The sequence below is a fragment of the Streptomyces sp. A0592 genome (genome assembly GCF_004795115.1).
In the GTDB taxonomy this organism is placed as follows: domain Bacteria; phylum Actinomycetota; class Actinomycetes; order Streptomycetales; family Streptomycetaceae; genus Streptomyces; species Streptomyces erythrochromogenes.
This window is the reverse complement of the sequence record NZ_SSBM01000013.1, coordinates 32,142-53,183: the sequence shown is the minus strand read 5'-3', so window position 1 is coordinate 53,183 and position 21,042 is coordinate 32,142. Positions and strand designations below refer to the sequence as shown.

The following is a 21,042-nucleotide window of genomic DNA, read 5'->3' as shown; positions in this document are numbered from 1 at the left end:
ACGGCAGCGGCCGCGCACACATCGAAGCCGCAGCGCACGGGTGCGTGCCGCTGCGGCCAGTCGACATATTACGGCCGGATATCGGCAGGTTCGTCCCGCTCGGCCGGCCCGGCCTTCCCGGTGAACCCGCCCCCAGACTGCCCCACCGGCGTCCTCTGGCGCAGCACCGCGGCACCCACCACCAGCGCGAAGGCCAGCACGGTCACCAGAGCGAACGACACCACCAGCGAGGTCGCGTCCGCCACCGCGCCGATCGCCGACGGCGCGATCAGCCCCGAGGTGTACGTGATCGTCGCGACACCCGCGATCGCCTGCGCCGGAGCCGGACCGCTGCGGCCCGCCGCGGCGAAGGCCAGCGGAACCACCACCGCGATGCCCAGCCCGATCAGCCCGAACCCGGCCAGGGCCGCCGCCGGATGCTGCGCGCCGACCACGAGCAGGCCGCCCGCGGTCGCCACCAGCCCGCCCGCGCGGACCGTGCGCACCGGCCCGAAGCGGTCCACCACCCGGTCCCCGACGAGCCTGGCCACGGCCATGGTCAGTGCGAAGGCGGTGGTCGAGGCGGCCGCGAGGCCCGCGTCCGTGTGCAGGACGTCCCGCAGGTAGACCGCGGACCAGTCCAGGCTCGCGCCCTCCGCGAACACCGCGCAGAAGCCGATCGCGCCGATCAGCAGCGCGGACCGGGGCGGCAGCGCGAAGTGCGGGGGCGCCTGCGCCCCCTCGTCGCTGCGCAGGTCCAGCACGCCCTGTACGGCGACCAGCCCGAGCGCGGTCAGGGCGAGTGCGGCCACCAGGTGGTGCAGCCGGGCGTCCGTCCCGGTGTGCGCGGCGACCGTACCGGCCGCGGAGCCGAGCAGGGCGCCCACGCTCCACATGCCGTGAAGGGAGGACATGATCGAGTGGCCCAGCCGGTTCTCGGTCTCCACGCCCAGCGCGTTCATCGCCACGTCCGACATGCCCGCGGTGGCCCCGTAGACGAGGAGCCCCAGGCACAGCACGAGCAGGTTCGGGGCGAGGCTCGGCAGGATCAGCGAGAGGGTCCACAGCACCAGCAGCCCCCGCAGCGCGGTCCGCGCACCGAACCGGTGGTTGATCCGCCCGGCCAGCGGCATCGCGAGCGCGGCGCCCACGGCGGGGAAGGCGAGCGCGAGCCCCAGGGTGCCCGCGCCGAGCTGGGCGTGCTCCTGGATCCAGGGGATGCGGGTGGCGAAGGAGCCGGTGACGGCGCCATGGGTGCAGAAGACGGCGGCGATGGCATAGCGGGCACGGCGCAGGCGCGCCGGGCTGAGGTCGGTGTCCCCGGTCATGACGCATAAACTATCAGGGAACCTGCCTGATAGATAAGAGCCCGACTCCTTAGGATGGGCGCCGTGACTCCAGCCCACGCCCCGGTACCGTCCCCCGCCTCACCCAGCACGGCCCGTGCCATCAACGACCGCCTCGCCCTGCAACTCCTGCAGGACTCCGGTCCGCTGACGGCGACCCAGCTCAAGACCATGACCGGCCTCTCCCGCCCCTCCGTCGCCGACCTCGTCGACCGGCTCACCGAAGCGGGCCTCATCGAGGTCGTCGGCGAATCCGGCGAACAGCGCCGCGGCCCCAACGCCAAGCTCCACGGGATCGTCGCCCGCCGCGCCCACCTCGCCGCCCTCGACGTCCGCACCGACCGGGTCACCGCCGTCGTCACCGACCTGCTCGGCCACCCCCTGGCCGAAGCCGCCCTGCCCGTCGGCGCACCCGACGAGGCGGTCGCGGCCCTGCTGCGCACCGCCCACGAGGCCGGCGCCGCCGAACTGCACACCGTCGTCGTGGGCGCCCCGGGCCTCGTCGCCCCCGCCACCGGCGAACTCCGCGACACCATCGGCCTCCCCGCCTGGCACCGCGACCTCGTCACCGCTCTGCAGCGAACCCTGCCCGCCGTCGTGGCCGTCGAGAACGAGACCAACCTCGCCGCCCTCGCCGAGCAGCGCCTCGGCGTCGCCCGCGACCTGGACTCCTTCGTCCTGCTGTGGCTCGGCGCGGGGGTGGGCGCCGCCGTGGTCCTGGACGGCCGGCTGCGCCGCGGCGCCTCCGGCGGCGCGGGCGAGATCGGCTTCCTCCCCGTACCGGGCACCGGCGGGCTGCCCTCGGCCGTCGACTGCGCGGGCGGGTTCCACGCCCTGGTCGGCCGGGACGCCGTGACCGCGCTGGCCCGCGAACACGGCTTCGCCGGCCCGGCGGAACAGGCCGTGGCGGGAGCCGCCGGCGAGCCCTTCCTCGAAGCCCTCGCCGAACGCCTCGCCCTGGGCGCCGCCGCGGCCGCCGCCCTCCTCGACCCGGGGTGCGTGGTCCTGGCGGGAGAACTCGGCCGCGCCGGCGGCCCCGACCTGGCCGCACGCGTCTCCCACCGCCTGGCGAAACTGACCCCTGTCCCGACGGAGATCCGCGCCACGACCCTGGGCGACCCGGCAGTCCTGGCGGGTGCCCGCCTGGCAGCCCGCGAAGCGGCCCAGGGGGTGCTGTTCGGGGGGGTGAGGGCGGGGCCGCGCCCACCGGCTCCGCCCCGCTGACCGCGACCGGTCAGCGGGGCATGCGCCCTCCCAGCTCCCGCGCCCTCTCACGCAGTCCCGCGCCCCAGGCCCCGCCGCCCGCGGCGACGGGCCACCCCCCGCCCGCGGAAACCTGCACGTCTTCGAAGGGCGCTTCCGCAGCGGCCCCCAGCTGCGCCCAGTCCAGCCCGATGCCGGCGCGCTCCGCGAGCACCAGCACGGTCGCGATGAAGCCCTCGGAGAGGGCGAGGGTGATGGCGTGCCCCGTTCTTCGGTGCTGCGCCAACAGGGCGTTGACGAACGTCTCCAGTGCGACCGGGTCGATCTGGCACTCGTCGTTCTCCATCGGCCCGATGCCGGAGGGGAGTTCGAGCTCGGCCTCGAAGACGGCCACGTGGCGCCGGAACATGCGCGAGGCGCCGTTGGAAGGGTTCCACAGGGTTACGTCGCCCAGGTCGAAGTACTGGCTCACCGCGCCGCCTCTCTCAACTGATCACAGCGCGGCAGCGTATCGGGCGGAACGCTGCGGGGCCCGAGCATTTTGCGGGGCGGGGTTCCAGCCCCCTCGGCCCCCCACGCCGGGCCGGTGGTTGCCCACCCGCCTCGCCGGCCGTGCCCCGCTCGACCGGAAGCGCGAGGCGGCGGGCACGGTGAGGTCGCGGGGGTCTCGGCGGGGCGGGATGGGCAGCACGCGGGGTGGTGCGGGGGAGCGGTGCCTCAGCGGGGCGGGACCGGTAGCACGCGGGGTGGTGTGGAAGGGGCGGGGTCTGAGTGGGGCGGTATCAGTGACGTGCTGGGGGTTTCCCGTCCGTCCTATCGTCTTCCGTGTCGGGCCGGTCCCTCAAGGGCGCTCCTTTGTCGCGTCGCTTCGCGATGTCGCTGCGCTCCACCCTTGACCGCCCGTCCCGCCCCGGAAAATCGAGGACAGCCGGGAACCCCCCAGAAGAACGGGCCGGGGGAGGGATGGAGGGACGGGCACATCAGCGATGCGCGGGGCGGTCGGGGGAACGCCTCAGATCGCTACGCGGTCCTGCCGGATGGCGTCTGCGGGCCTCTGTGGCTGGGCATAGGCCGCCTCAGATCGGTACGTGCTTCTCGATCGCGCGACTGCAGACCGTCTGGGGCTGGTCATAAGCCGCAGACGCTCTGATGCGCCTGCCTTGGACGGCGTCTGCGGGCGGTCTGGGGGGAGGAAAGGCGTCAGATGACGGCTGAGGCGATGCCCATCCAGGTCTGGGCGGGCAGGGACCCCAAAGGGGCTTCCATTTGCACCAATTGCCCTTTTTTGGGCGTGTGGTTGTGACCTTGCTTTGGTCTTGATGGGGGTTGGCATCGGCTGGGCCGATGGATGGGCCCTCCGTCCCTCGAATCCGCCTTTCCCAGCCCCGAACGAGGGGGGACGCCGTCTCGGAGAAGCACGTGACGATCGATGGCAGCTTATGTCCAGCCCAAGAGGCCTGCGGACGCCGTCTCGGAGACGCGTGTAGCGATCGATGGCGGCTTATGCCCAGCCCAAGAGGCCTGCGGACGCCGTCGTGCAGGACCGTGTAGCGATCTGGGGCGCGCGGGCTCTGCCCGGGCCTCTGCGACGCCCCGATGGTGTCTTCTCCCCCGGCCCGTTCTTCTGGGGGGTTCCCGGCTGTCCTCGATTTTCCGGGGCGGGACGGGCGGTCAAGGGTGGAGCGCAGCGACATCGCGAAGCGACGCGACAAAGGAGCGCCCTTGAGGGACCGGCCCGACACGGAAGACGATAGGACGGACGGGAAACCCCCAGCACAGCCCTGATGCCGCCCCACTCACACCCCGCCCCTGCACCGACGCCGCGCCTCCCACCCCCGCCTCACATAGACCCCGCTCTCCGCGCCGCCCCTGCGCCTTCTATCCCGGCCCGCTGGAGCCCCGCTCTCCGCGCCGCCCCCGCGCCTTTTCATTCCGGCCCCGCCGGAGCCCCGCTCTCACGGGGCTGCCCTTATGCTCGCGTCGCCGCCCCGCCGGGGCCCCGCCCCCGCGCCCCCTCGCGCTCGTGTCCCCGCTGGGCCGCGAACTGCTCGAACGTTTCGTGGCCCACCGCGTGGGTCGGGGTGAGGTGGCCGCCCCGGCGGAAGGCCGCGTAGGCCTTGCCCGCCAGGGGGACCGGGAGGATGCGGCGGTTGCGGCCCGTCGCCCGCAGGTAGACGCGGGCCAGGTCCCGCAGGCTGCGGATCTGCGGGCCGCCCATGTCCGGGACCCGGCCCGAGGGGGTCGGGACCGCCAGCTCCGCCATCCGGTCCGCGACCTCGCCGACCGCGATCGGCTGCACCCGTACGCCCTTGGGGATCGGCGCGACGGGCAGCTTCGCCACGGTGTCCGTCACCATCGCCACGAGGTCGTGGAACTGCGTCGTGCGCAGGATCGTCACACCCAGCCCGGACGCCTCCAGCAGCCGCTCCACCCGGAGCTTGCGCTTGTAGTAGCCCAGCGGGACCACGTCCACCCCGACGATCGAGATGTAGACGATGTTCCCGACGGTCCCGGCCCGCCGGGCAGCCTCGATCAGGTGCCCGGCGGCCACGTCGTCGCCCTTGCCCGCCCCGTCCGTGTTGCTCGCGCAGTGCACGATCACCTCGGCGCCCGCCAGCGCCGCGTCCAGGCCGGTCCCGTCCTGGAGGTCGACGGGATGGTCGGGGGCGTGCCGGCTGAGCACACGGACCTCGTGCCCGGCCGCCCGCAGCCGTTCGGCGACGAGCGAGCCGAGGGTTCCGGTGCCTCCGGTGACGACGACGGTGCCCATGGTGTCGGTCCTTCCCTGGTGGGGTGAGGGGTACGTGCACCAGCAGGGACCGGACAGCCGTCAGGAATGTGACAGCTGCCGCCGGAGGAATTCCAGCTTCTCCGGGTTGACCACCGTGCTGATGCCGGTGACCAGCCCATTCTCGAATTCGACCAGCAGGACCGCCACCTCGCCGAAGAGCAGCGCGGGCGATCCGTTGACCTCTGCGACGCTGACCGGCACCCCGGCCACGTACTTCGCCATGGCGCCCATCGCGAACCGGGCCACGTGGTCCCGGCCCAGGATCGGCCGCCGCGCCGCGTTGACCACGCCGCCGCCGTCCGACACGTACCGCACGTCGGCCGCCAGCACCCCCTCCAGGCGGGTGAGGTCCCCGCTCTGTGCGGCGCTCAGGAAGCTCTCGACGAGCCCCTGCCACCGCTCGGGGTCGGCGGAGAACCGCTTCTCCGGCGCGGCCTCCCGCTCGGCGGCCACCCGGCCCGCCGCGCGTCGGTAGATCTGGCGGCAGTTGGCCTCGCCGAGGTCCAGGAGGGTGGAGATCTCCCGGTGGCTGTAGGCAAAGGCCTCGCGCAGGACGTACACGGCGCGCTCGACCGGGGTGAGCTGTTCCAGCAGCAGGAGCAGGGCCATGGACACGCTGTCGCGCTGCTCCGCCGATTCCAGCGGGCCGAGGGCGCCGTCCGCGGTGAGGACGGGTTCCGGCAGCCAGGGGCCGACGTAGCTCTCGCGCTTGGCGCGCGCCGAGGTGAGGCTGTTGAGGCAGAGGTTGGTGACGACCTTGGCGAGCCAGGCGCCCGGGTGCTCGATGGCGGCGCGGTCCGCGGAGTCCCAGCGCAGGTAGGCGTCCTGCACGATGTCCTCGGCCTCCGCGGCGGAGCCGAGCATGCGGTAGGCGATGCCGAACATCCGGGGCCGGTGTTCCTCGAAGTCCGCTGCGGATGCGGTGACATGTGTGATCACCGGGTCAGCCTACGAGGCCGGGCGCGGCGGGAACGCGTGAGGACCCGGTGGCCGCCGGGCCACCGGGTCCTCACGTTCTCAGCAAGTGCTCAGCAGATCCTCAGCAGGCGCCCTGGTCCTTCCAGACGCCCCATTCACCCGTGGTGCCGGGCTCCTCGTTCTGCGTCCACCACTGGGCCTTCCAGTTGCGGCCCTTGTGGGAGACGACGTTGCCGCTGTTGTAGACCGTGCCCGCGACGTACGCCGGGCCGGTGCAGGTCCCGCCGGTGGGCGGCGGGGTCGTGGGCGGCGTGGTCGGAGGCGTGGTCGGGGGAGTGGTCGGCGGGGTGGTGCCGCCCGGCTCGCCGACCGTGGTGCCGCGTGCCAGGTCGCCGGCGAGGGCGTACGTCGTGCCGGAGATGTTCACCGTCCAGTTGGAGGGGGTGGACACCGGCAGGTAGTAGTTGAACGCCAGGTCGACGGAGGCGCCCGGGGCCAGGGACTGCCAGGCCGGGAGCTTCAGCGAGACCCGGTGGAAGTCGCCCTTCAGGCCGCCCACGTTGCTGCCCGTGTGGCCGCTGCTGATGATCTTCGTGCCGAAGCCGGACTGGTCGGAGGCGTTGTTCGGGGCCGAGGTCGAGTAGTCGAACTGGAACTCGGTGCCGCCGGGCAGCGTCGTCCTCGTGTTGTTGGTGATCTTGATCTTCGGGGTGATCGGGTAGTTCGAGTCGCCGAGCTTGAACTCGGTGAACTCCGTCCTGATGTCCACGGCCTGGGTCGGCACGGCGGTGGTACCCGCCTTCTTCGCCCCGTACGGGGAGGCCGCCCTGAACTTGTCGTACATCAGGGAGGTGAGCGTGGAGCCCATCTCGTACTGGCCCTTGGCCGCGTTCCAGCCGTAGTCGCCGGCCATCTCCCAGACCATGGTGCCGCCGATGCCGCGGTCCACCACGTAGTCGGCCTTGGCGGCCACCGACTGCTCGTCCTCGGTGGAGAGGAAGACCTTCTTCTGCGCGTTCCACAGCCACGGCGCGACCAGGGTCGAGTCGTACTTGCGGGCGTAGGTGCCGGTCAGCGAGGTGTTCGCCGGGAAGCCGTACTGGGTGACGTAGTCGCCGACGATTCCCTTCTCCAGGTTCTTGGCGTGCCACATCGGGTTCGAGCCGGCGGGCGACTCGTTGCCGTTGTCGTCCTTGTCGTGCCACAGGTTGTCGATGCCGACCGCGCCGTCACCGCACTTGGTCAGCCCCGCGCCGGCCGGGCAGGTGGTCGCCGCCGCCTTGCCCCACAGGCCGTCGGTGCCGCCCTGGACGTTCTTGTGGCCGCGGGTGTAGTAGGGCAGGCCGATGTTGATCCGGCCGGCCGGCATGGAGCCGCGGAAGTAGTGGTAGGCCCAGTCCGTGTTGAGGTAGCCGATGCCGCCGTACTGCTGGGAGCCGTAGACGCCGGCGGCGGCGAGCTCGCCGTCCTTGCCATCGTCGAAGAGCGAGGCGTTCGGTCCGACGTACTCGTTCCAGGCGCCGTGCAGGTCGTAGGACATGATGTTGACGTAGTCCAGGTACTGCTGCATCTGGAACGTCTCCATGCCGCGCAGCAGGTAGCCGGAGGAGGGGGCGGCGACGGTCAGCATGTAGTGCTTTCCGTCGGCGGCGCCGGCCGCGTCCAGCTTCTGGCGCAGGCTCTTCATGAGGGCGTCGTAGCCCTTGACCAGGCCGGCCCGGCGGGCGTTGGCGATCTGCCAGTCCAGCGGGTTGCCGGCGTCCTTCATCGTGGTCGGGTATTCGTAGTCGATGTCGACGCCGTTGAAGCCGTACGTGCGGATGAAGTCGACCGAGGACTGGGCGAACGTGTCGATGCCCGCCTGGTTGACGGAGCCGTCCGCGTTGGTGGCCATGCTGTAGAAGCCGCCGGAGGCGACGCGCTTGCCGTCCGCGCCGAAGTAGCCGCCGGTCTCGGCCCAGCCGCCGACGGAGATCAGGGTCTTCACGTCGGGGTGCTGCTTCTTGTACTTCGTCAGCAGGTTGAAGTGGCCTTTGTAGGGGAGCGAGGGGTCCATCTCGGCCCCGGCAACGCCCGGCCAGGTCATCCCGGTGGCCTCGTTCGTCGCGCTGTCGGCGCCGACCGAGATCTTGTTGTCGCTGCCGACGTGGGCGAACGCGTAGTTGATGTGGGTGATCTTGTCCCACGGGATGTTGTTGACGAGGTAGGACGGCTGGCCGTTCTTGCCCGTGCGCCAGCCGGTGAAGTATCCGATGACGCGGCGCTGGTGGTCGGCGCCCATCTTCTCGCGGCCTTCGGAGTCGTAGACCGAGCAGTAGGGGACGTCGACGCCGGCCGTCTTGTAGAGGCCGTCGGGGCGACAGCTCTCATTGTCGGCCGCGTGCGAAACGCCCGTGGAGAGCCCGCCGACCAGCAGTCCGGCGATTGCGGCGCCGGTTGCCAGGAGCATCGCTCTCGTATGTGTGGGGGACGGCATTGTGCCTCCTGGGGAGGGGAGGATGCAGGACACAAGTGGACACAACATGGAGCAACGTGATGGGTGCAGAAGCCTGTTGGCCCGTGACGTGCGCACATCTGACGGGCCGTTCCCGGGAAGATGAAGGGAACGTTAAGAGGACTAGACCAACCCGTCAATAGGTCTGGACCAACCGCGCTCACACCTGTCCAGGTCCCGCGCCGAGTCGGCTTCGGCTCGGCGTCGACCCGGCGTCGGGTCCGCGCCGAAGTAGCGCCCGGGTCACCCTCTGTGAGCCAGGCCACACCACCTCGCTCGCATGGCTGGCGATCGGCCGTGGCAAACTGGCTGGAGTACCAGTAGCAGCGCACTCCGGGGTCGGTGTAATTCCGAACCGGCGGTATAGTCCGCGACCCGTCCGCAGCCAGCGGCCGGTTGACCAGGTGAAATTCCTGGACCGACGGTTAAAGTCCGGATGGGAGGCAGTGCGCGGCGGGCCAGTCACCGGTACGCCGCCGTCGGCGGTTCATCGGCACATCCCTGCGGATGTGCCCGGTCGAACCGTTTTCCGGCCTCGGCGTCCCCGCGTGAGCTGTTCCGCTCCATCTGTCGTATCCCGACAGGCCCCGGAGTCCGTGCCCGATGAGGCAGGAGGACCCGGTGGCGACACACGCCGCGCACGCAGCACCCGCACCCGACGCGGGTACCCGTGCCATGCGACGAGCCGTCCAGCTCGCCGCCCGCGGACTCGGTTCCACCAGCCCCAATCCGGTCGTCGGCTGTGTCATCACCGACCCCTCTGGCGCCGTCGTCGGCGAGGGCTGGCACCAGCGGGCCGGCGGCCCGCACGCCGAGGTCCACGCCCTGCGCGCCGCAGGCGAGGCGGCCCGCGGCGGCACCGCCTACGTCACCCTCGAACCCTGCAACCACACCGGCCGCACGGGACCCTGCGCACAGGCCCTCGTCGACGCCGGCATCACCCGCGTGGTCTACGCCGTCCCCGACCCGAACCCGCAGGCCAGCGGCGGCGCCGCCACCCTGCGCGCCGCCGGGATCGCTACGGAGGCGGGGTTGCTCCGGGCCGAGGCCGAGGCGGGCAACACCGCCTGGCTGACCTCCGTACGCCTCGGCCGCCCCCACGTGACCTGGAAGTACGCCGCCACCCTCGACGGCCGCAGCGCCGCCGCGGACGGCAGCAGCCGCTGGATCAGCTCCGCCGAGTCCCGGGCCGACGTCCACCGGCTGCGCGCCGAGGCCGACGCCGTCCTGGTCGGCGGCGGCACCCTGCGCGCCGACGACCCGCACCTGGCCGTCCGCGGCGTCGACGGGGCCACCCAGCCGCTGCGCGTGGCCCTCGACACCCGCGCCGGCCTCCGGCCGACCGCCCGCATCCTCGACGACGCCGCGCCCACGCTGCTCGTCGTCGCCGAGGACGCCGACACCCGCCACTTGCCCGGCGTCGACCTGCTCCGGCTGCCCCCGCACGACGGCCGGATCCCCCTCGACCGCCTCCTGGCGCAGCTGTACGCCCGCGGTGTTCGCTCCCTGCTCCTGGAAGGCGGCCCCACCCTCGCGGGCGCCTTCCTCGAAGCCGGAGCCGTCGACCGCGTCGTCGGCTACCTCGCCCCCGCCCTGCTCGGCGCCGGCCCCGCGGCCCTCGCCGACGCGGGCGTCACGAACATCTCCCACGCCCTGCGCCTCGACATCACCGAGGCCGTCCGCGTGGGCCCCGACCTGCGCATCACCGCCCTTCCCGCCACCGCCCCCAAGGAGCACTGAGTGTTCACCGGAATCGTCGAAGAACTGGGCGAGGTCACCGCCGTCGAGCAGCTCCGGGAAGCCTCCCGCTTCCGGCTGCGCGGCCCCCTCGTCACCCAGGACGCGAAGCACGGCGACTCCATCGCCGTCAACGGCGTCTGCCTGACCGTCGTGGAGACCGCCGACGGCGAGTTCACCGCCGACGTCATGCAGGAGACCCTCGACCGCTCCAGCCTCGGCGCCCTGACCCAGGGCTCCCGGGTCAACCTGGAGCGCCCGATGGCCCTCGGCGGACGGCTCGGCGGCCACCTGGTCCAGGGCCACGTGGACGGCACCGGCGAGATCCTCTCGCGGACCCCGTCCGAGCACTGGGAGATCGTCAAGGTCGCCCTCCCGCAGAGCCTCTCCCGCTACGTCGTCGAGAAGGGCTCCATCACCGTCGACGGCGTCAGCCTCACCGTCGTCGAGGCCGCCGCGGACTGGTTCACCATCAGCCTCATCCCCACCACCCTCGCGCTGACCACCCTCGGCATCAAGCAGCCCGGCGACCCGGTCAACCTCGAGGTCGACGTCCTCGCCAAGTACGTCGAGCGCCTGCTGGCCGCCGGCGTCGACCCGCTGCACGCCGACCCGGCCGGAGAAGCCCGGTGAACGCCCTGACCTGGCTCAACGCGGAGGCCTTCACGGTCTTCGGCCAGAAGGTCATCTGGTCCGACATGATCGGCAACTTGATGGGCCTGGCGGCACTCGCCCTCGGCTGGCGCCGCTCCATATGGACCTGGCCCGCCCAGCTCCTGTCCGGGCTCATCCTCATCGCCGCCTACGCCTCCGCGCACCTCGCCGGCGGCGTCGGCAAGCAGCTCCTGGTCATCGGCGTGGCCCTCTTCGGCTGGCGCGCCTGGCAGCGAGGCAGGCAGGACGCCCAGGACGGCTCCATCGCCGTACGCACCGCCACCTGGAAGGAGCGCGGACTGCTCCTCGCCGGAGCGGCCCTGGGCACCCTCGCCGTCGGCGGCCTCTTCACGCTCTACCCGTCGCTGTCCTGGAGCCCCTGGGCCGACGCCTACATCTTCGTCGGCACCATCGTCGCGATGGTGGCCCAGGCCCGCGGCCTCGTCGAGTTCTGGTTCGCCTGGCTCCTCGTCGACCTGGTCGGCGTCCCCCTCGCCTTCACCGGCGGCCTGGCCTTCTCCGGCCTGGTCTACGTCGTCTACTTCGCTCTCGTGGTGTGGGGCGCCTACGACTGGTACCAGCGCTCCCGCACCACTTCCGCCCCGGCCCTCGAAGGAGCAGCGGCATGACCAGCCTCAAGCCCGTGCCCGACATCCCCGAAGAGACCTTCCGCCTCGACCCCGTCGAGCAGGCGATCCGCGACATCGCGGCGGGCCGGCCCGTCGTCGTCGTCGACGACGAGGACCGCGAGAACGAGGGCGACCTCGTCATCGCCGCCGAGAAGGCCACCCCCGAGATCATCGCCTTCATGATGAGCGAGTGCCGCGGCCTGATCTGCGCCCCCATGGAGGGCGACGAGCTGGACCGGCTCGAACTCCCCCAGATGGTCGAGAACAACACCGAGTCGATGAAGACCGCCTTCACCGTCTCCGTCGACGCGAGCGCCGCCCACGGCGTCTCCACCGGCATCTCCGCGGCCGACCGCGCCACCACCCTGCGGCTCCTCGCCGACGGCGTCAGCGGCCCCGCCGACTTCGTCCGCCCCGGCCACATCTTCCCGCTGCGCGCCAAGCCCGGCGGCGTCCTGGTCCGCAACGGCCACACCGAGGCGGCCGTCGACCTCGCCCGCCTCGCGGGCCTGCGCCCGGCCGGCGCCATCGTGGAGATCGCCGGCGAGGACGGCGTCATGCTGCGCCTGCCCGAGCTGATCCCCTTCGCCCGCAAGCACGGCCTGACGATCATCTCGATCGAGGACCTGATCGCCTACCGCCGCTCCGCCGAGCCCAAGGTGCGCCGCGAGGCCGAGGTCAGCCTGCCGACCGCCTTCGGCGAGTTCACCGCGCACGGCTACCGCTCCACCGTCGACGGCGTCGAGCACGTCGCCCTCGTCCACGGCGAGATCGGCGACGGCTCCGACATCCTGGTCCGCATGCACTCGGAGTGCCTGACCGGCGACATCTTCGCCTCCCAGCGCTGCGACTGCGGCCCCCAGCTGCACGCCTCCATGGAGCGGATCAAGAACGAGGGCCGCGGCGTCGTCGTCTACCTGCGCGGCCACGAGGGCCGCGGCATCGGACTGCTGTCCAAGCTGCGCGCGTACGAGCTCCAGGAGCGCGGCCGCGACACCCTCGACGCCAACCTGGAACTGGGCCTGCCCGCCGACGCCCGCGACTACGCGGCCGGCGCGCAGATCCTCGCCGACCTCGGCGTGCACAGCGTCCGGCTGCTGACGAACAACCCCGACAAGTCCGCCGCCCTGGAGCGACACGGCATCACGGTCGCCAGCCGGGAGTCGATGCCGGTCGAGGCCGGCGAGCACAATCTGCGGTACCTGCGCACCAAGCGGGACCGGATGGGCCACGACCTGCCCTGGCTGGAGGGGGCCGTGACCACCTCCGCCTGCGGCAACCAGTAAGCACGCACCACCACCCGTACGTACATCCACGAACCACCGAGGAGCAGAGCTGTGAGCGGCAAGGGCGCACCCGAACTGAGCGTGAAGAACTGCGGAGACCTGCGAGTCGCGGTGATCGCGGCCCAGTGGCACGAGAAGGTCATGGACGGACTGGTCGACGGCGCCCTGCGGGCCCTGCACGAGCTGGGCATCGACGAGCCCACCCTGCTCCGCGTCCCCGGCAGCTTCGAGCTCCCGGTCGTGGCGAAGGTGCTGGCCGGCCGCGGATACGACGCCATCGTCGCGCTCGGAGTGGTCATCCGCGGCGGCACCCCGCACTTCGACTACGTCTGCCAGGGCGTCACCCAGGGCCTGGTCCAGGTGTCGATCGACACCGGGGTCCCCGTCGGCTTCGGCGTGCTGACCTGCGACAACGACGAGCAGGCACTGGACCGTGCCGGACTCGAAGGGTCGAACGAGGACAAGGGGCACGAAGCGGTCACCGCCGCCGTCTCCACCGCCATGACCCTGCGCACCGTCAGCGAGCCCTGGCGTTAGTCCAAGGAGTGAACCCCGGCACCGGGACACCCGGGTGAGCCCGTACTCTAAGGACATCATGGCGAACAAACCCTCCAAGACCTTCGAAGAGCTCTTCACCGAGCTCCAGCACAAGGCCGCCGAAGGCGACCCCAGCACCTCCCGCACCGCCGAGCTCGTCCAAAAGGGCGTCCATGCCATCGGCAAGAAGGTCGTCGAGGAGGCCGCCGAGGTCTGGATGGCCGCCGAGTACGAGGGCAAGGAAGCCGCCGCCGAGGAGATCTCCCAGCTGCTGTACCACGTCCAGGTGATGATGGTCGCGCGCGGGATCTCCCTCGACGACGTCTACGCGCACCTCTGAGCCCGGGCCGCAGGCCCGCCCGTTCACCACGTCAACCACGCACACCACGCATCAAAGGAAGCCCCATGCTGCGCATCGCCGTCCCCAACAAGGGTTCACTCTCCGGACCGGCGTCGGCGATGCTCCATGAGGCCGGCTACCGGATGCGCAAGGAGTCCAAGGAGCTCGTGGTCGTCGACCCCGAGAACGAGGTGGAGTTCTTCTACCTCCGCCCCAAGGACATCGCGATCTACGTCTCCTCGGGCAAGCTCGACATCGGCATCACCGGCCGCGACCTCCTGCTCGACTCCGGCGCCGGCGCCGAGGAGATCCTCCCGCTGAACTTCGGCCGCTCCACCTTCCGCTACGCCACCACCCCCGGCACGGCGAAGGGCCCCGAGGACTTCACCGGCATGACGATCGCGACCTCGTACGAGGGAATCGTCGCCAAGCACCTCGCCGACCAGGGCATCGACGCCTCCGTCGTGCACCTCGACGGCGCGGTCGAGACCGCCATCCAGCTCGGCGTCGCCCAGATCATCGCGGACGTCGTCGAGACCGGCACCAGCCTGCGCAACGCCGGCCTGGAGGTCATCGGCGAGCCGATCCTCACCTCCGAGGCCATCGTCATCCGCGGCAACGGAGCCGACGCGGACGACCCGCAGGTCCAGCAGTTCCTGCGCCGCCTCCAGGGCGTCCTCGTCGCCCGCAGCTACGTGATGATGGACTACGACTGCCGCGCCGAGCACCTGGAACGCGCGGTCGCCCTCACCCCGGGCCTGGAGTCGCCGACCGTCTCCCCGCTGCACAACGAGGGCTGGGTCGCCGTCCGCGCCATGGTCCCCGCCAAGGAGGCCCAGCGCATCATGGACGACCTGTACGAGCTCGGCGCACGCGCGATCCTCACCACCTCGATCCACGCCTGCCGCCTCTGAGGACCCGCGTGCCCGACCGGCACGCCGCCCCCTCACCCGTACGCCACCCCAGAAGGCAACGCACCATGGCCGAGTCCGCCGCCCCGCCCGCACCGCCCGCCCTGCCGGTCACCTTCCGGCCGACCCGCACCCGGGCCGTCCTGCTGGGCGTCGGGCTCGCCATGTTCGCCACCATCACGGCCATTGCCGTGCTGCTGGAGAACCTCAGCCCCGGCGAGCGGATCAGCTTCGTCTTCACCGCCGTCCTGCTGAGCTCCGTCCTCGTCCTGCTCAGCCGCCCCAAGGTGGCCGCGGACGAGGAGGGCGTCACCGTCGTCAACCTCACCAACACCCGCCGCCTGGCATGGGCCGAGATCCTCCGGGTCAACCTCCGCCCCGGCGACCCGTGGGTGTTCCTCGACCTCAGCGACGGCACCAGCCTGCCCGTGCTCGGCATCCAGCCGGGCGTGGCCAAGCAGCAGGCCATCAGCGACGCGCGCGCCCTGCGCGCCCTCGCCGAAATCCGCGGAACCGGCACGAACGGCAGCTGACCCCGCCGATCCGTCGCCGCCTACCGTTGCGGCCGCGATCCCAATGACTACCCTGGTGGCGGGGCGCAGCCGTGCGCCCTCCCACCGGCCCCGGGACCCCGAGGCCCGCGGGCACCTGCAACTCGAGGAGTGACTCCCTCCAGCAATGGACGGATCGTCCGGTAATACCCGCGCCGCCCTCCCCACGGAGGCGGCGGCATGACCATCCCGCTACTCCTGCTCGCAGCGGCGTTCGCCCTGATCCTCGCCAACGGATTCTTCGTGGCGGCCGAGTTCGGCCTCGTCACCGTGGAACGCCCCGAGGCCGAGCGCGCCGCAGCCGACGGAGACCGCCGTGCCCGCACGGTCGTCAAGGCCCTGCGAGAGCTGTCCTTCCAGCTCTCCGGCACCCAGCTCGGCATCACCATCACCTCCCTCGTGGTCGGCATGCTCGCCGAGCCCGCCCTCGCCGCCCTGCTGGCCGGGCCGCTCTCCGCGACCGGCCTCCCGAAGGGAGCCGTCTCCGGCGTCGCCGTCGTCATCGGCATGCTGCTCGCCTCCGCCGTCCAGATGGTCGTCGGCGAGCTCGTCCCGAAGAACTGGGCGGTCTCCCGGCCGCTCCAGGTGGCCCGCTTCGTCGCCGGCCCGCAGAACGCCTTCTCGCGCGTCTTCCGGCCGGTGATCGCCGGCCTCAACGCCGTCGCCAACCGGCTCGTACGAGCCCTCGGCGTGGAGCCCACCGAGGAGATGGCCTCCGCCCGCACCCCGGGCGAGCTCGTCTCCCTGGTCCGCCATTCGGCCCAGGCGGGCGCCCTCGAACAGGACACCGCCGACCTCTTCGTACGGACCCTGTCGCTGGGCGAGCTCACGGCCCAGCACGTCATGACCCCCCGGGTGAAGGTCAGCGCCCTCCAGCACACGGCCACCGCGGCCGACGTGCTGAACCTGACCCGCGCCACGGGCCTGTCCCGCTTCCCGGTCTACTGCGAACGCATCGACGAGATCACCGGCGTGGTCCACCTCAAGGACGCCCTCGCCGTAGCCGAGTCCGAACGCGACCGCATCAGCGTCGGCCGGATCTGCGTCGCCCCGCTGCTGGTGCCCGGCTCCCTGCCGGTGCAGCCGCTGCTGGAGCGGCTGCGCAGCGAACAGCCGATGGCCGTCGTCGTCGACGAGTACGGCGGCACCGCCGGCGTCGTCACCCTGGAGGACATCGTGGAGGAACTCGTCGGGGAGGTCCGCGACGAGCACGACCTCGCCGAGGACGAGACCCCCGAACTCGCCGCCGTCGCCGCCGAGGACGGCCGCCCCTCCTGGGAGGCCGACGGCAGCTGCCGCGTGCAGACCCTCCGCCGGATAGGCCTGGAGGTGCCCGAAGGCCCCTACGAGACCGTCGCCGGGCTCGTCGCCGACCTGCTCGGCCGGATCCCCGCCCCCGGGGACCGCGCGGACCTCCCCGGGTGGAAGCTGTCCGTCCGCAGGGTCGGCCGCAACCGGGCGGAACGCGTCCGGCTGGTCCGGCTGACGGCCGTACCCGCCGCCGGCGCGTACCGGCAGCCCGCGGCCCCCGCCGGCGCCACCGTGCCCGGCACCGGCGGCCGCCACGGCGACGCCGCCCCGCAGCGGGCCGAGCTGGAAGGCGCCGCCCGGTGAACGCGCTCCAGCTCGTCTTCGCCCTGCTCCTCGTCCTCGCCAACGGCTTCTTCGTCGGCGCCGAGTTCGCACTCGTCTCCGTACGGCGCAGCCAGATCGAGCCCCTCGCGGCCGAGTCCAAGAGGGCCCGCCAGGTGCTCCACGGCCTGGAGAACCTGCCCCGCATGATGGCCGCCGCGCAGTTCGGCATCACCATCTGCTCCCTCACCCTCGGCGCGGTTGCCGAACCCACCGTGGCCCGGCTGCTGGAGCCCGTCTTCCACGCCGTCCACGTACCGCAGGGCCTGATCCACCCCCTCGGCTACGCCCTCGCGCTCGCCGCCGTGGTCTTCCTGCACCTGGTCATCGGCGAGATGGTCCCCAAGAACCTCGCCATGGCCGCCCCCGAGAAGACCGCCCTGTGGTTCAGCCCCGGCTTGGTCGCCTTCGCCCGCCTGTGCGGGCCGGTCACCAGTGCCCTCGGCGCCTGCGCCAAGCTCGTCCTGAAGCTGTTCAAGGTCGAGCCGAAGGACGAGGTCGAGGCCGCCTACACCTCCGCCCAGCTGGGCCGGCTCCTCAAGGACTCCCGGCAGGCCGGGCTCCTGGAACCGGTCGAGCAGGAGCGGCTGGAGGACGCACTGGAACTGGGCAGCCGCCCCGTCACCGACGTCCTCCTCGACCGGGACCGCCTGGTCACCGTCGGCCCGGCCGTCACCCCGCGCCAGATCGAACAGCTCACCGTGCGCACCGGCTACTCCCGGTTCCCCGTCCGTGCCGACAGCGGCGCCTTCATGGGCTACCTGCACGTCAAGGACGTACTCGACCTGGAGGACCGGGAGCGGGCCGTGCCCCAGCGGGTCTGGCGCCGCATGACCACGCTGTGCGCCACCGTCCCCCTGGACGACGCCCTCGGCGTCATGCGCCGGGACGCCACCCACCTGGCCCAGGTCGCGGACCCGACCGGCCGCGTCCTCGGCCTGGTCGCCCTGGAGGACGTCCTGGAAATGCTGGTCGGCGAGGTGCGGGACCCGGCCCACCGGGTCCCCGCGGGCCGCACCTAGGCCGTCCAGGGCCGGAAGGAGCCGCGGCGCGGCTCTTTCCGGCCCTGCCGGCATCACATCGGAGGCTCGGGCCGTTCCTGGGGGCCGCGGCCCGACAGGACCTCCCCGTACGCCTGCATCAGGTCCGGCAGCCGCAGCGTGGCCAGGTCGTCCCGCGACGGCTCGCCTGCGAAGCCCGCCAGCCGAAGGTCCCGGTACGCGCAGCTCTTCTCGTACAGGGTGCGCAGGAAGCGGCCGTTGCCGAGCTCGTCGATCCACCCCTGCTCCACCACGTGCCCGCTGATGCTGCGCAGCTCCTCCAGGGCCTCCTCGTCCCAGTGGTCCCCGTTGGCGTCCGCCAGCACGCCGCCGATCGCGGTCAGTTCCGGCGGCCGGTAGCTGGGGAAGTCCACCCGCGTGGTGAACCGCGAGGACAGCCCCGGATTGGCCGCCAGCAGCCGGTCCATCCCGGCCGGATAGCCGGCCAGGATCACCACCAGGTGGTCCCGGTTGTCCTCGGCCCGCTTCAGGAGCACCTGCAGGGCCTCGTCGCCGTACGCGTCGCCCTTGCTGTAGCCCGTGTTCGACAGCGAGTACGCCTCGTCCACGAACAGCACCCCGCCGATCGCCGAATCGATCAGCTCGTTGGCCTTCACCGCGGTCTGCCCCAGGAACTCGCCGACCAGGTCGGCCCGTTGGGCTTCGACCAGATGGTCCCCGCCGAGCAGGCCCAGGGCGTAGAAGACCCGGCCCAGGATCCGCGCCACGGTGGTCTTGCCGGTGCCCGAGGGGCCGGAGAACACGAAGTGCCGTTTCGGCGGCTGCACCGGCAGGCCCTGACCCGCCCTCAGCCGTGCCATGTGCAGCTGCGCGGACAGCGCCTTCACCTGCCGCTTGACCGGCTCCAGGCCCACCATCCGCTCCAGCTCCGCCAGCGCCTCGGCCAGCGCCGCCGGGTCCGCCGGGCCGGTCGGCAGGCCCTGCGCCGAGCCCTGCGGCGGGACGGCCGCCTTGCGCCGTGCGCCCTCCGTCCGGCCGGGCGGGGCAGGCGGCGGGGCCAGCGGGTCCAGGCCCGCCTGGCCGTCCGCGGCGATGTCCTGGACGGGCCCGCCGCCCGGCGGACCGCCCAGGGCGACCGCAGCGAAGTCCCCGCCGACCGGGGACGGGCCGTGCGCCGCGTAGCCGCCGTACCCCGCATACCCGGCCAGGCCCGCCAGATCGGCCATGCCGTCGGTGTCGTCGCCGTCCTCGATCGCCGTCAGCCGGGCCGCGGTGTCCATGAACGAGGGATCCACCCGGTGCACCGCCCGGTACAGCGGCAGCGCCGCCGCGCTGCGCCCCGTCCCCTCGTGCGCCCGCGCCAGCCAGTACCGCAGCTCCTTGCGCTGCGGCTGCTCGCTGCGGCAGCGCATCAGCGCCGCCGACAGCAGCGGCTCCGCCTGCCCGTACATCTCCAGCCGCACCCGTGCCATCCCGCCGAACAGCCCCGACTCGATCCCCAGCAGTGGATCGTTCACCAGCGGCTCGGTGTGCCGGACCAACTGCTCCCAGTCCTTGACCAGGTAGGCCCGGCACGCGTGCAGGAACCGCACCTGCGCGTCGGTGTCCACCGGCGGCAGCGCGGCGAGGGCCTGGTCCAGCTCCGGGACGTGGCGGCCGTCCAGCCAGTGCGAGGCGTGGGCGAGCAGCAGGTCCCGCCGGTTCTCCAGTACCGGCTGGACCCACCAGCCCAGCCAGTACCAGGAGTTCAGCGTCCTGCGGTGCCGGGCCCGCTGTTCGCCGAAGCGGTCCCGGTGCGCGTACATGCGCAATAACGCGTTTCCCGTGTCGACCCGGAGCGCGTGCAGGCCCAGCCACGCGTCGGCCATCGAGGGGTCGAGCCGCACGGCCGTCCGGAACTCCTCCTCGGCCTGCGGATAGGCGCCCACGGTGCAGGCGTCGACCCCCCGCAGCCAGGCGAGTTCGGCCGGGGCGTGCATGCTGCCCGGCGTGCCGAAATCCATCACGTCCCCCACAAGCCTGCCCGTGGTGCGCCGCAACCCCCGCTTCGAGCGCGCGAGTTGTCCGGTACCCCCGCCTGGCGTCGCTGGAATCAGGGCTGCATCGTACCTGCGCTTTCGCACCTTACGTAGGGTGCGACGGGCCCGGTTCCGGCGGGAGCCCCGGGCGTGGCCGGTGACACAGGGTGAACATTCGGGGAGCGGATGCCTCGTTCGGCGCCCCAGGGGAGGGGGTTCGCGGGCAGAACGAAGCCCCCGATCACGGGGGAACAATCGGGGGCTCCGTGTGCGCGGCGGCCGGTAAAGGCCCCGCATTGAGAACGTAAGGCCGCTGCGGGCCCGCGGTCAAGCGGGTCGGCACAGGGCCGGACGGGCGGAATTCCGAGGCCGTTCAGGCCCGGGGGAGTTCGTCACCGTCGGTGACGGAAGCGGGGGTTCCCGCTGTCCCTCCCGTCCCGGAAGACCACTCGTATCCCGTACCGCTCTGACGTACCAGAGTGTCGGCGAAGGGGCGCGAAGGATCACTGGAGAAGTGTGCGCGCTCCGCGCGCTCCCATCCGTCCCAGAAGCCGGAGAGTTCACGCCCGTCCCGGGTGCGGCCCCGCAGCCACGACTCCGCGCGCGGGGTCTCCATCCACAACAGCCGGGCCAGGTGCGGGCGCAGCGCCCGCCGCCCGGCGCCGACCCCCTCCACCAGGAGCACCGGCGCCGGCTCCAGCACCCGCTCCGGTCCGAAGCGCCGCTCCACCCAGTCGTACGGGGCCCAGTGCGCTGGCCGGCCGCCGGCGAGGGGCTCCAGCACCTGGGTGCGCAGCCGCTCCTCCCAGCCGAACAGCTCCGTGTGGCTGGCCACGTCGTCCAGGTGCAGCACGGGCGCCCCGCCCAGGGCTTCGGCGAGCCGCCCCGCGAAGGTGCTCTTCCCGGATCCGGCGTGCCCGTCGATCGCGATCAGACGCACCGGGCCGAGGGAGCACGGCAGGGCGGCGAGCTCCCGCGCGAGTGACTCAAGTGACTGGTGTGACTCCACCCGACC

Annotated in this window: 18 protein-coding genes and 1 riboswitch; of the genes, 11 read left to right on the top strand and 7 right to left on the bottom strand. The window is 72.3% G+C overall.

Annotation, left to right across the window (positions count from 1 at the left end; translation table 11 throughout):
• Positions 1–68: 68 nt before the first annotated feature.
• Positions 69–1,307, bottom strand: a complete 1,239-nt coding sequence (locus E6U81_RS20060; protein ID WP_136231490.1) for an MFS transporter — start codon at positions 1,305–1,307, stop codon at positions 69–71.
• A 54-nt stretch (positions 1,308–1,361) separates the two neighbouring features.
• Between E6U81_RS20060 and E6U81_RS20055 the strand changes: the two genes are divergently transcribed.
• Positions 1,362–2,549: an ROK family transcriptional regulator gene (locus E6U81_RS20055; protein WP_136231489.1), complete on the top strand. Its 1,188-nt coding sequence runs from the start codon at positions 1,362–1,364 to the stop codon at positions 2,547–2,549.
• Positions 2,550–2,559: 10 nt separating this feature from the next.
• On the opposite strand, the gene E6U81_RS20050 is transcribed toward E6U81_RS20055, so the two are convergent.
• The 4 genes from E6U81_RS20050 to E6U81_RS20035 all read right to left on the bottom strand — a co-directional run bounded on the left by E6U81_RS20050 (position 2,560) and on the right by E6U81_RS20035 (position 8,713).
• Positions 2,560–3,000 (bottom strand): DUF6086 family protein, encoded by a 441-nt coding sequence (locus E6U81_RS20050; RefSeq protein ID WP_136231488.1) that lies wholly within the window; start codon positions 2,998–3,000, stop codon positions 2,560–2,562.
• A 1,497-nt stretch (positions 3,001–4,497) separates the two neighbouring features.
• Entirely contained in the window at positions 4,498–5,298 is an 801-nt protein-coding gene (locus tag E6U81_RS20045) for an NAD(P)H-binding protein (protein ID WP_136231487.1), read from the bottom strand.
• A gap of 60 nt (positions 5,299–5,358) precedes the next feature.
• On the bottom strand, positions 5,359–6,258 hold the full coding sequence (locus E6U81_RS20040) for an RNA polymerase sigma-70 factor (RefSeq protein ID WP_240803917.1): 900 nt from the start codon (positions 6,256–6,258) through the stop codon (positions 5,359–5,361).
• A 100-nt stretch (positions 6,259–6,358) separates the two neighbouring features.
• Positions 6,359–8,713 (bottom strand): chitinase C-terminal domain-containing protein, encoded by a 2,355-nt coding sequence (locus E6U81_RS20035; protein ID WP_136231486.1) that lies wholly within the window; start codon positions 8,711–8,713, stop codon positions 6,359–6,361.
• Positions 8,714–9,055: 342 nt separating this feature from the next.
• Positions 9,056–9,185, top strand: a riboswitch (FMN riboswitch).
• 221 nt (positions 9,186–9,406) lie between these two features.
• On the opposite strand from E6U81_RS20035, the gene ribD reads away from it, so the two are divergent.
• The 10 genes from ribD (at position 9,407) to E6U81_RS19985 (ending at position 18,030) form a co-directional block, all read left to right on the top strand.
• A complete protein-coding gene (gene ribD, locus E6U81_RS20030; protein ID WP_240803923.1) occupies positions 9,407–10,471 on the top strand; it encodes a bifunctional diaminohydroxyphosphoribosylaminopyrimidine deaminase/5-amino-6-(5-phosphoribosylamino)uracil reductase RibD in 1,065 nt (354 codons plus the stop codon).
• Positions 10,472–11,101: a riboflavin synthase gene (locus E6U81_RS20025; RefSeq protein ID WP_136231484.1), complete on the top strand. Its 630-nt coding sequence runs from the start codon at positions 10,472–10,474 to the stop codon at positions 11,099–11,101.
• The gene (locus tag E6U81_RS20020; protein WP_136231483.1) at positions 11,098–11,751 is read left to right on the top strand and encodes a nicotinamide mononucleotide transporter family protein; all 654 of its coding nucleotides are present in this window, start codon (positions 11,098–11,100) and stop codon (positions 11,749–11,751) included. The genes E6U81_RS20025 and E6U81_RS20020 overlap by 4 nt, the downstream gene beginning before the upstream one ends.
• Positions 11,748–13,037, top strand: coding sequence for a bifunctional 3,4-dihydroxy-2-butanone-4-phosphate synthase/GTP cyclohydrolase II (locus E6U81_RS20015; protein ID WP_136231482.1), 1,290 nt, complete (start codon positions 11,748–11,750; stop codon positions 13,035–13,037). Before E6U81_RS20020 ends, E6U81_RS20015 begins: the two co-directional genes overlap by 4 nt.
• A 51-nt stretch (positions 13,038–13,088) precedes the next feature.
• A complete protein-coding gene (ribH, locus tag E6U81_RS20010; protein WP_007262951.1) occupies positions 13,089–13,574 on the top strand; it encodes a 6,7-dimethyl-8-ribityllumazine synthase in 486 nt (161 codons plus the stop codon).
• Between the two features lie 58 nt (positions 13,575–13,632).
• A complete protein-coding gene (locus tag E6U81_RS20005) occupies positions 13,633–13,914 on the top strand; it encodes a phosphoribosyl-ATP diphosphatase (protein ID WP_136231481.1) in 282 nt (93 codons plus the stop codon).
• Between the two features lie 65 nt (positions 13,915–13,979).
• The gene (hisG, locus tag E6U81_RS20000; RefSeq protein WP_136231480.1) at positions 13,980–14,828 is read left to right on the top strand and encodes an ATP phosphoribosyltransferase; all 849 of its coding nucleotides are present in this window, start codon (positions 13,980–13,982) and stop codon (positions 14,826–14,828) included.
• Between the two features lie 65 nt (positions 14,829–14,893).
• Positions 14,894–15,358, top strand: coding sequence for a PH domain-containing protein (locus E6U81_RS19995; protein WP_136231479.1), 465 nt, complete (start codon positions 14,894–14,896; stop codon positions 15,356–15,358).
• A gap of 198 nt (positions 15,359–15,556) precedes the next feature.
• Entirely contained in the window at positions 15,557–16,990 is a 1,434-nt protein-coding gene (locus E6U81_RS19990; protein WP_168714685.1) for a hemolysin family protein, read from the top strand.
• Positions 16,987–18,030, top strand: a complete 1,044-nt coding sequence (locus E6U81_RS19985; RefSeq protein ID WP_136231478.1) for a hemolysin family protein — start codon at positions 16,987–16,989, stop codon at positions 18,028–18,030. Before E6U81_RS19990 ends, E6U81_RS19985 begins: the two co-directional genes overlap by 4 nt.
• 53 nt (positions 18,031–18,083) lie before the next feature.
• Here the strand turns inward: E6U81_RS19985 and E6U81_RS19980 are convergent, their stop codons facing one another.
• Together E6U81_RS19980 and E6U81_RS19975 are read right to left on the bottom strand one after the other, a co-directional pair.
• Complete coding sequence (locus tag E6U81_RS19980) at positions 18,084–20,012, bottom strand: AAA family ATPase (protein ID WP_136231477.1); 1,929 nt, start codon at positions 20,010–20,012, stop codon at positions 18,084–18,086.
• A gap of 388 nt (positions 20,013–20,400) precedes the next feature.
• On the bottom strand, positions 20,401–21,036 hold the full coding sequence (locus tag E6U81_RS19975; protein ID WP_136231476.1) for a hypothetical protein: 636 nt from the start codon (positions 21,034–21,036) through the stop codon (positions 20,401–20,403).
• Positions 21,037–21,042 lie beyond the last annotated feature (6 nt).

Coding starts and splice junctions, on each gene's coding strand:
- E6U81_RS20045 (WP_136231487.1), bottom strand. CDS start 5,298: ATGGGCACCGTCGTCGTCACCGGAGGCACCGGAACCCTCGGCTCGCTC.
- E6U81_RS19995 (WP_136231479.1), top strand. CDS start 14,894: ATGGCCGAGTCCGCCGCCCCGCCCGCACCGCCCGCCCTGCCGGTCACC.
- E6U81_RS19980 (WP_136231477.1), bottom strand. CDS start 20,012: ATGGATTTCGGCACGCCGGGCAGCATGCACGCCCCGGCCGAACTCGCC.
- E6U81_RS19990 (WP_168714685.1), top strand. CDS start 15,557: ATGACCATCCCGCTACTCCTGCTCGCAGCGGCGTTCGCCCTGATCCTC.
- ribD (WP_240803923.1), top strand. CDS start 9,407: ATGCGACGAGCCGTCCAGCTCGCCGCCCGCGGACTCGGTTCCACCAGC.
- E6U81_RS20055 (WP_136231489.1), top strand. CDS start 1,362: ATGGGCGCCGTGACTCCAGCCCACGCCCCGGTACCGTCCCCCGCCTCA.
- hisG (WP_136231480.1), top strand. CDS start 13,980: ATGCTGCGCATCGCCGTCCCCAACAAGGGTTCACTCTCCGGACCGGCG.
- E6U81_RS20035 (WP_136231486.1), bottom strand. CDS start 8,713: ATGCCGTCCCCCACACATACGAGAGCGATGCTCCTGGCAACCGGCGCC.
- E6U81_RS20015 (WP_136231482.1), top strand. CDS start 11,748: ATGACCAGCCTCAAGCCCGTGCCCGACATCCCCGAAGAGACCTTCCGC.
- E6U81_RS20060 (WP_136231490.1), bottom strand. CDS start 1,307: ATGACCGGGGACACCGACCTCAGCCCGGCGCGCCTGCGCCGTGCCCGC.
- E6U81_RS20005 (WP_136231481.1), top strand. CDS start 13,633: ATGGCGAACAAACCCTCCAAGACCTTCGAAGAGCTCTTCACCGAGCTC.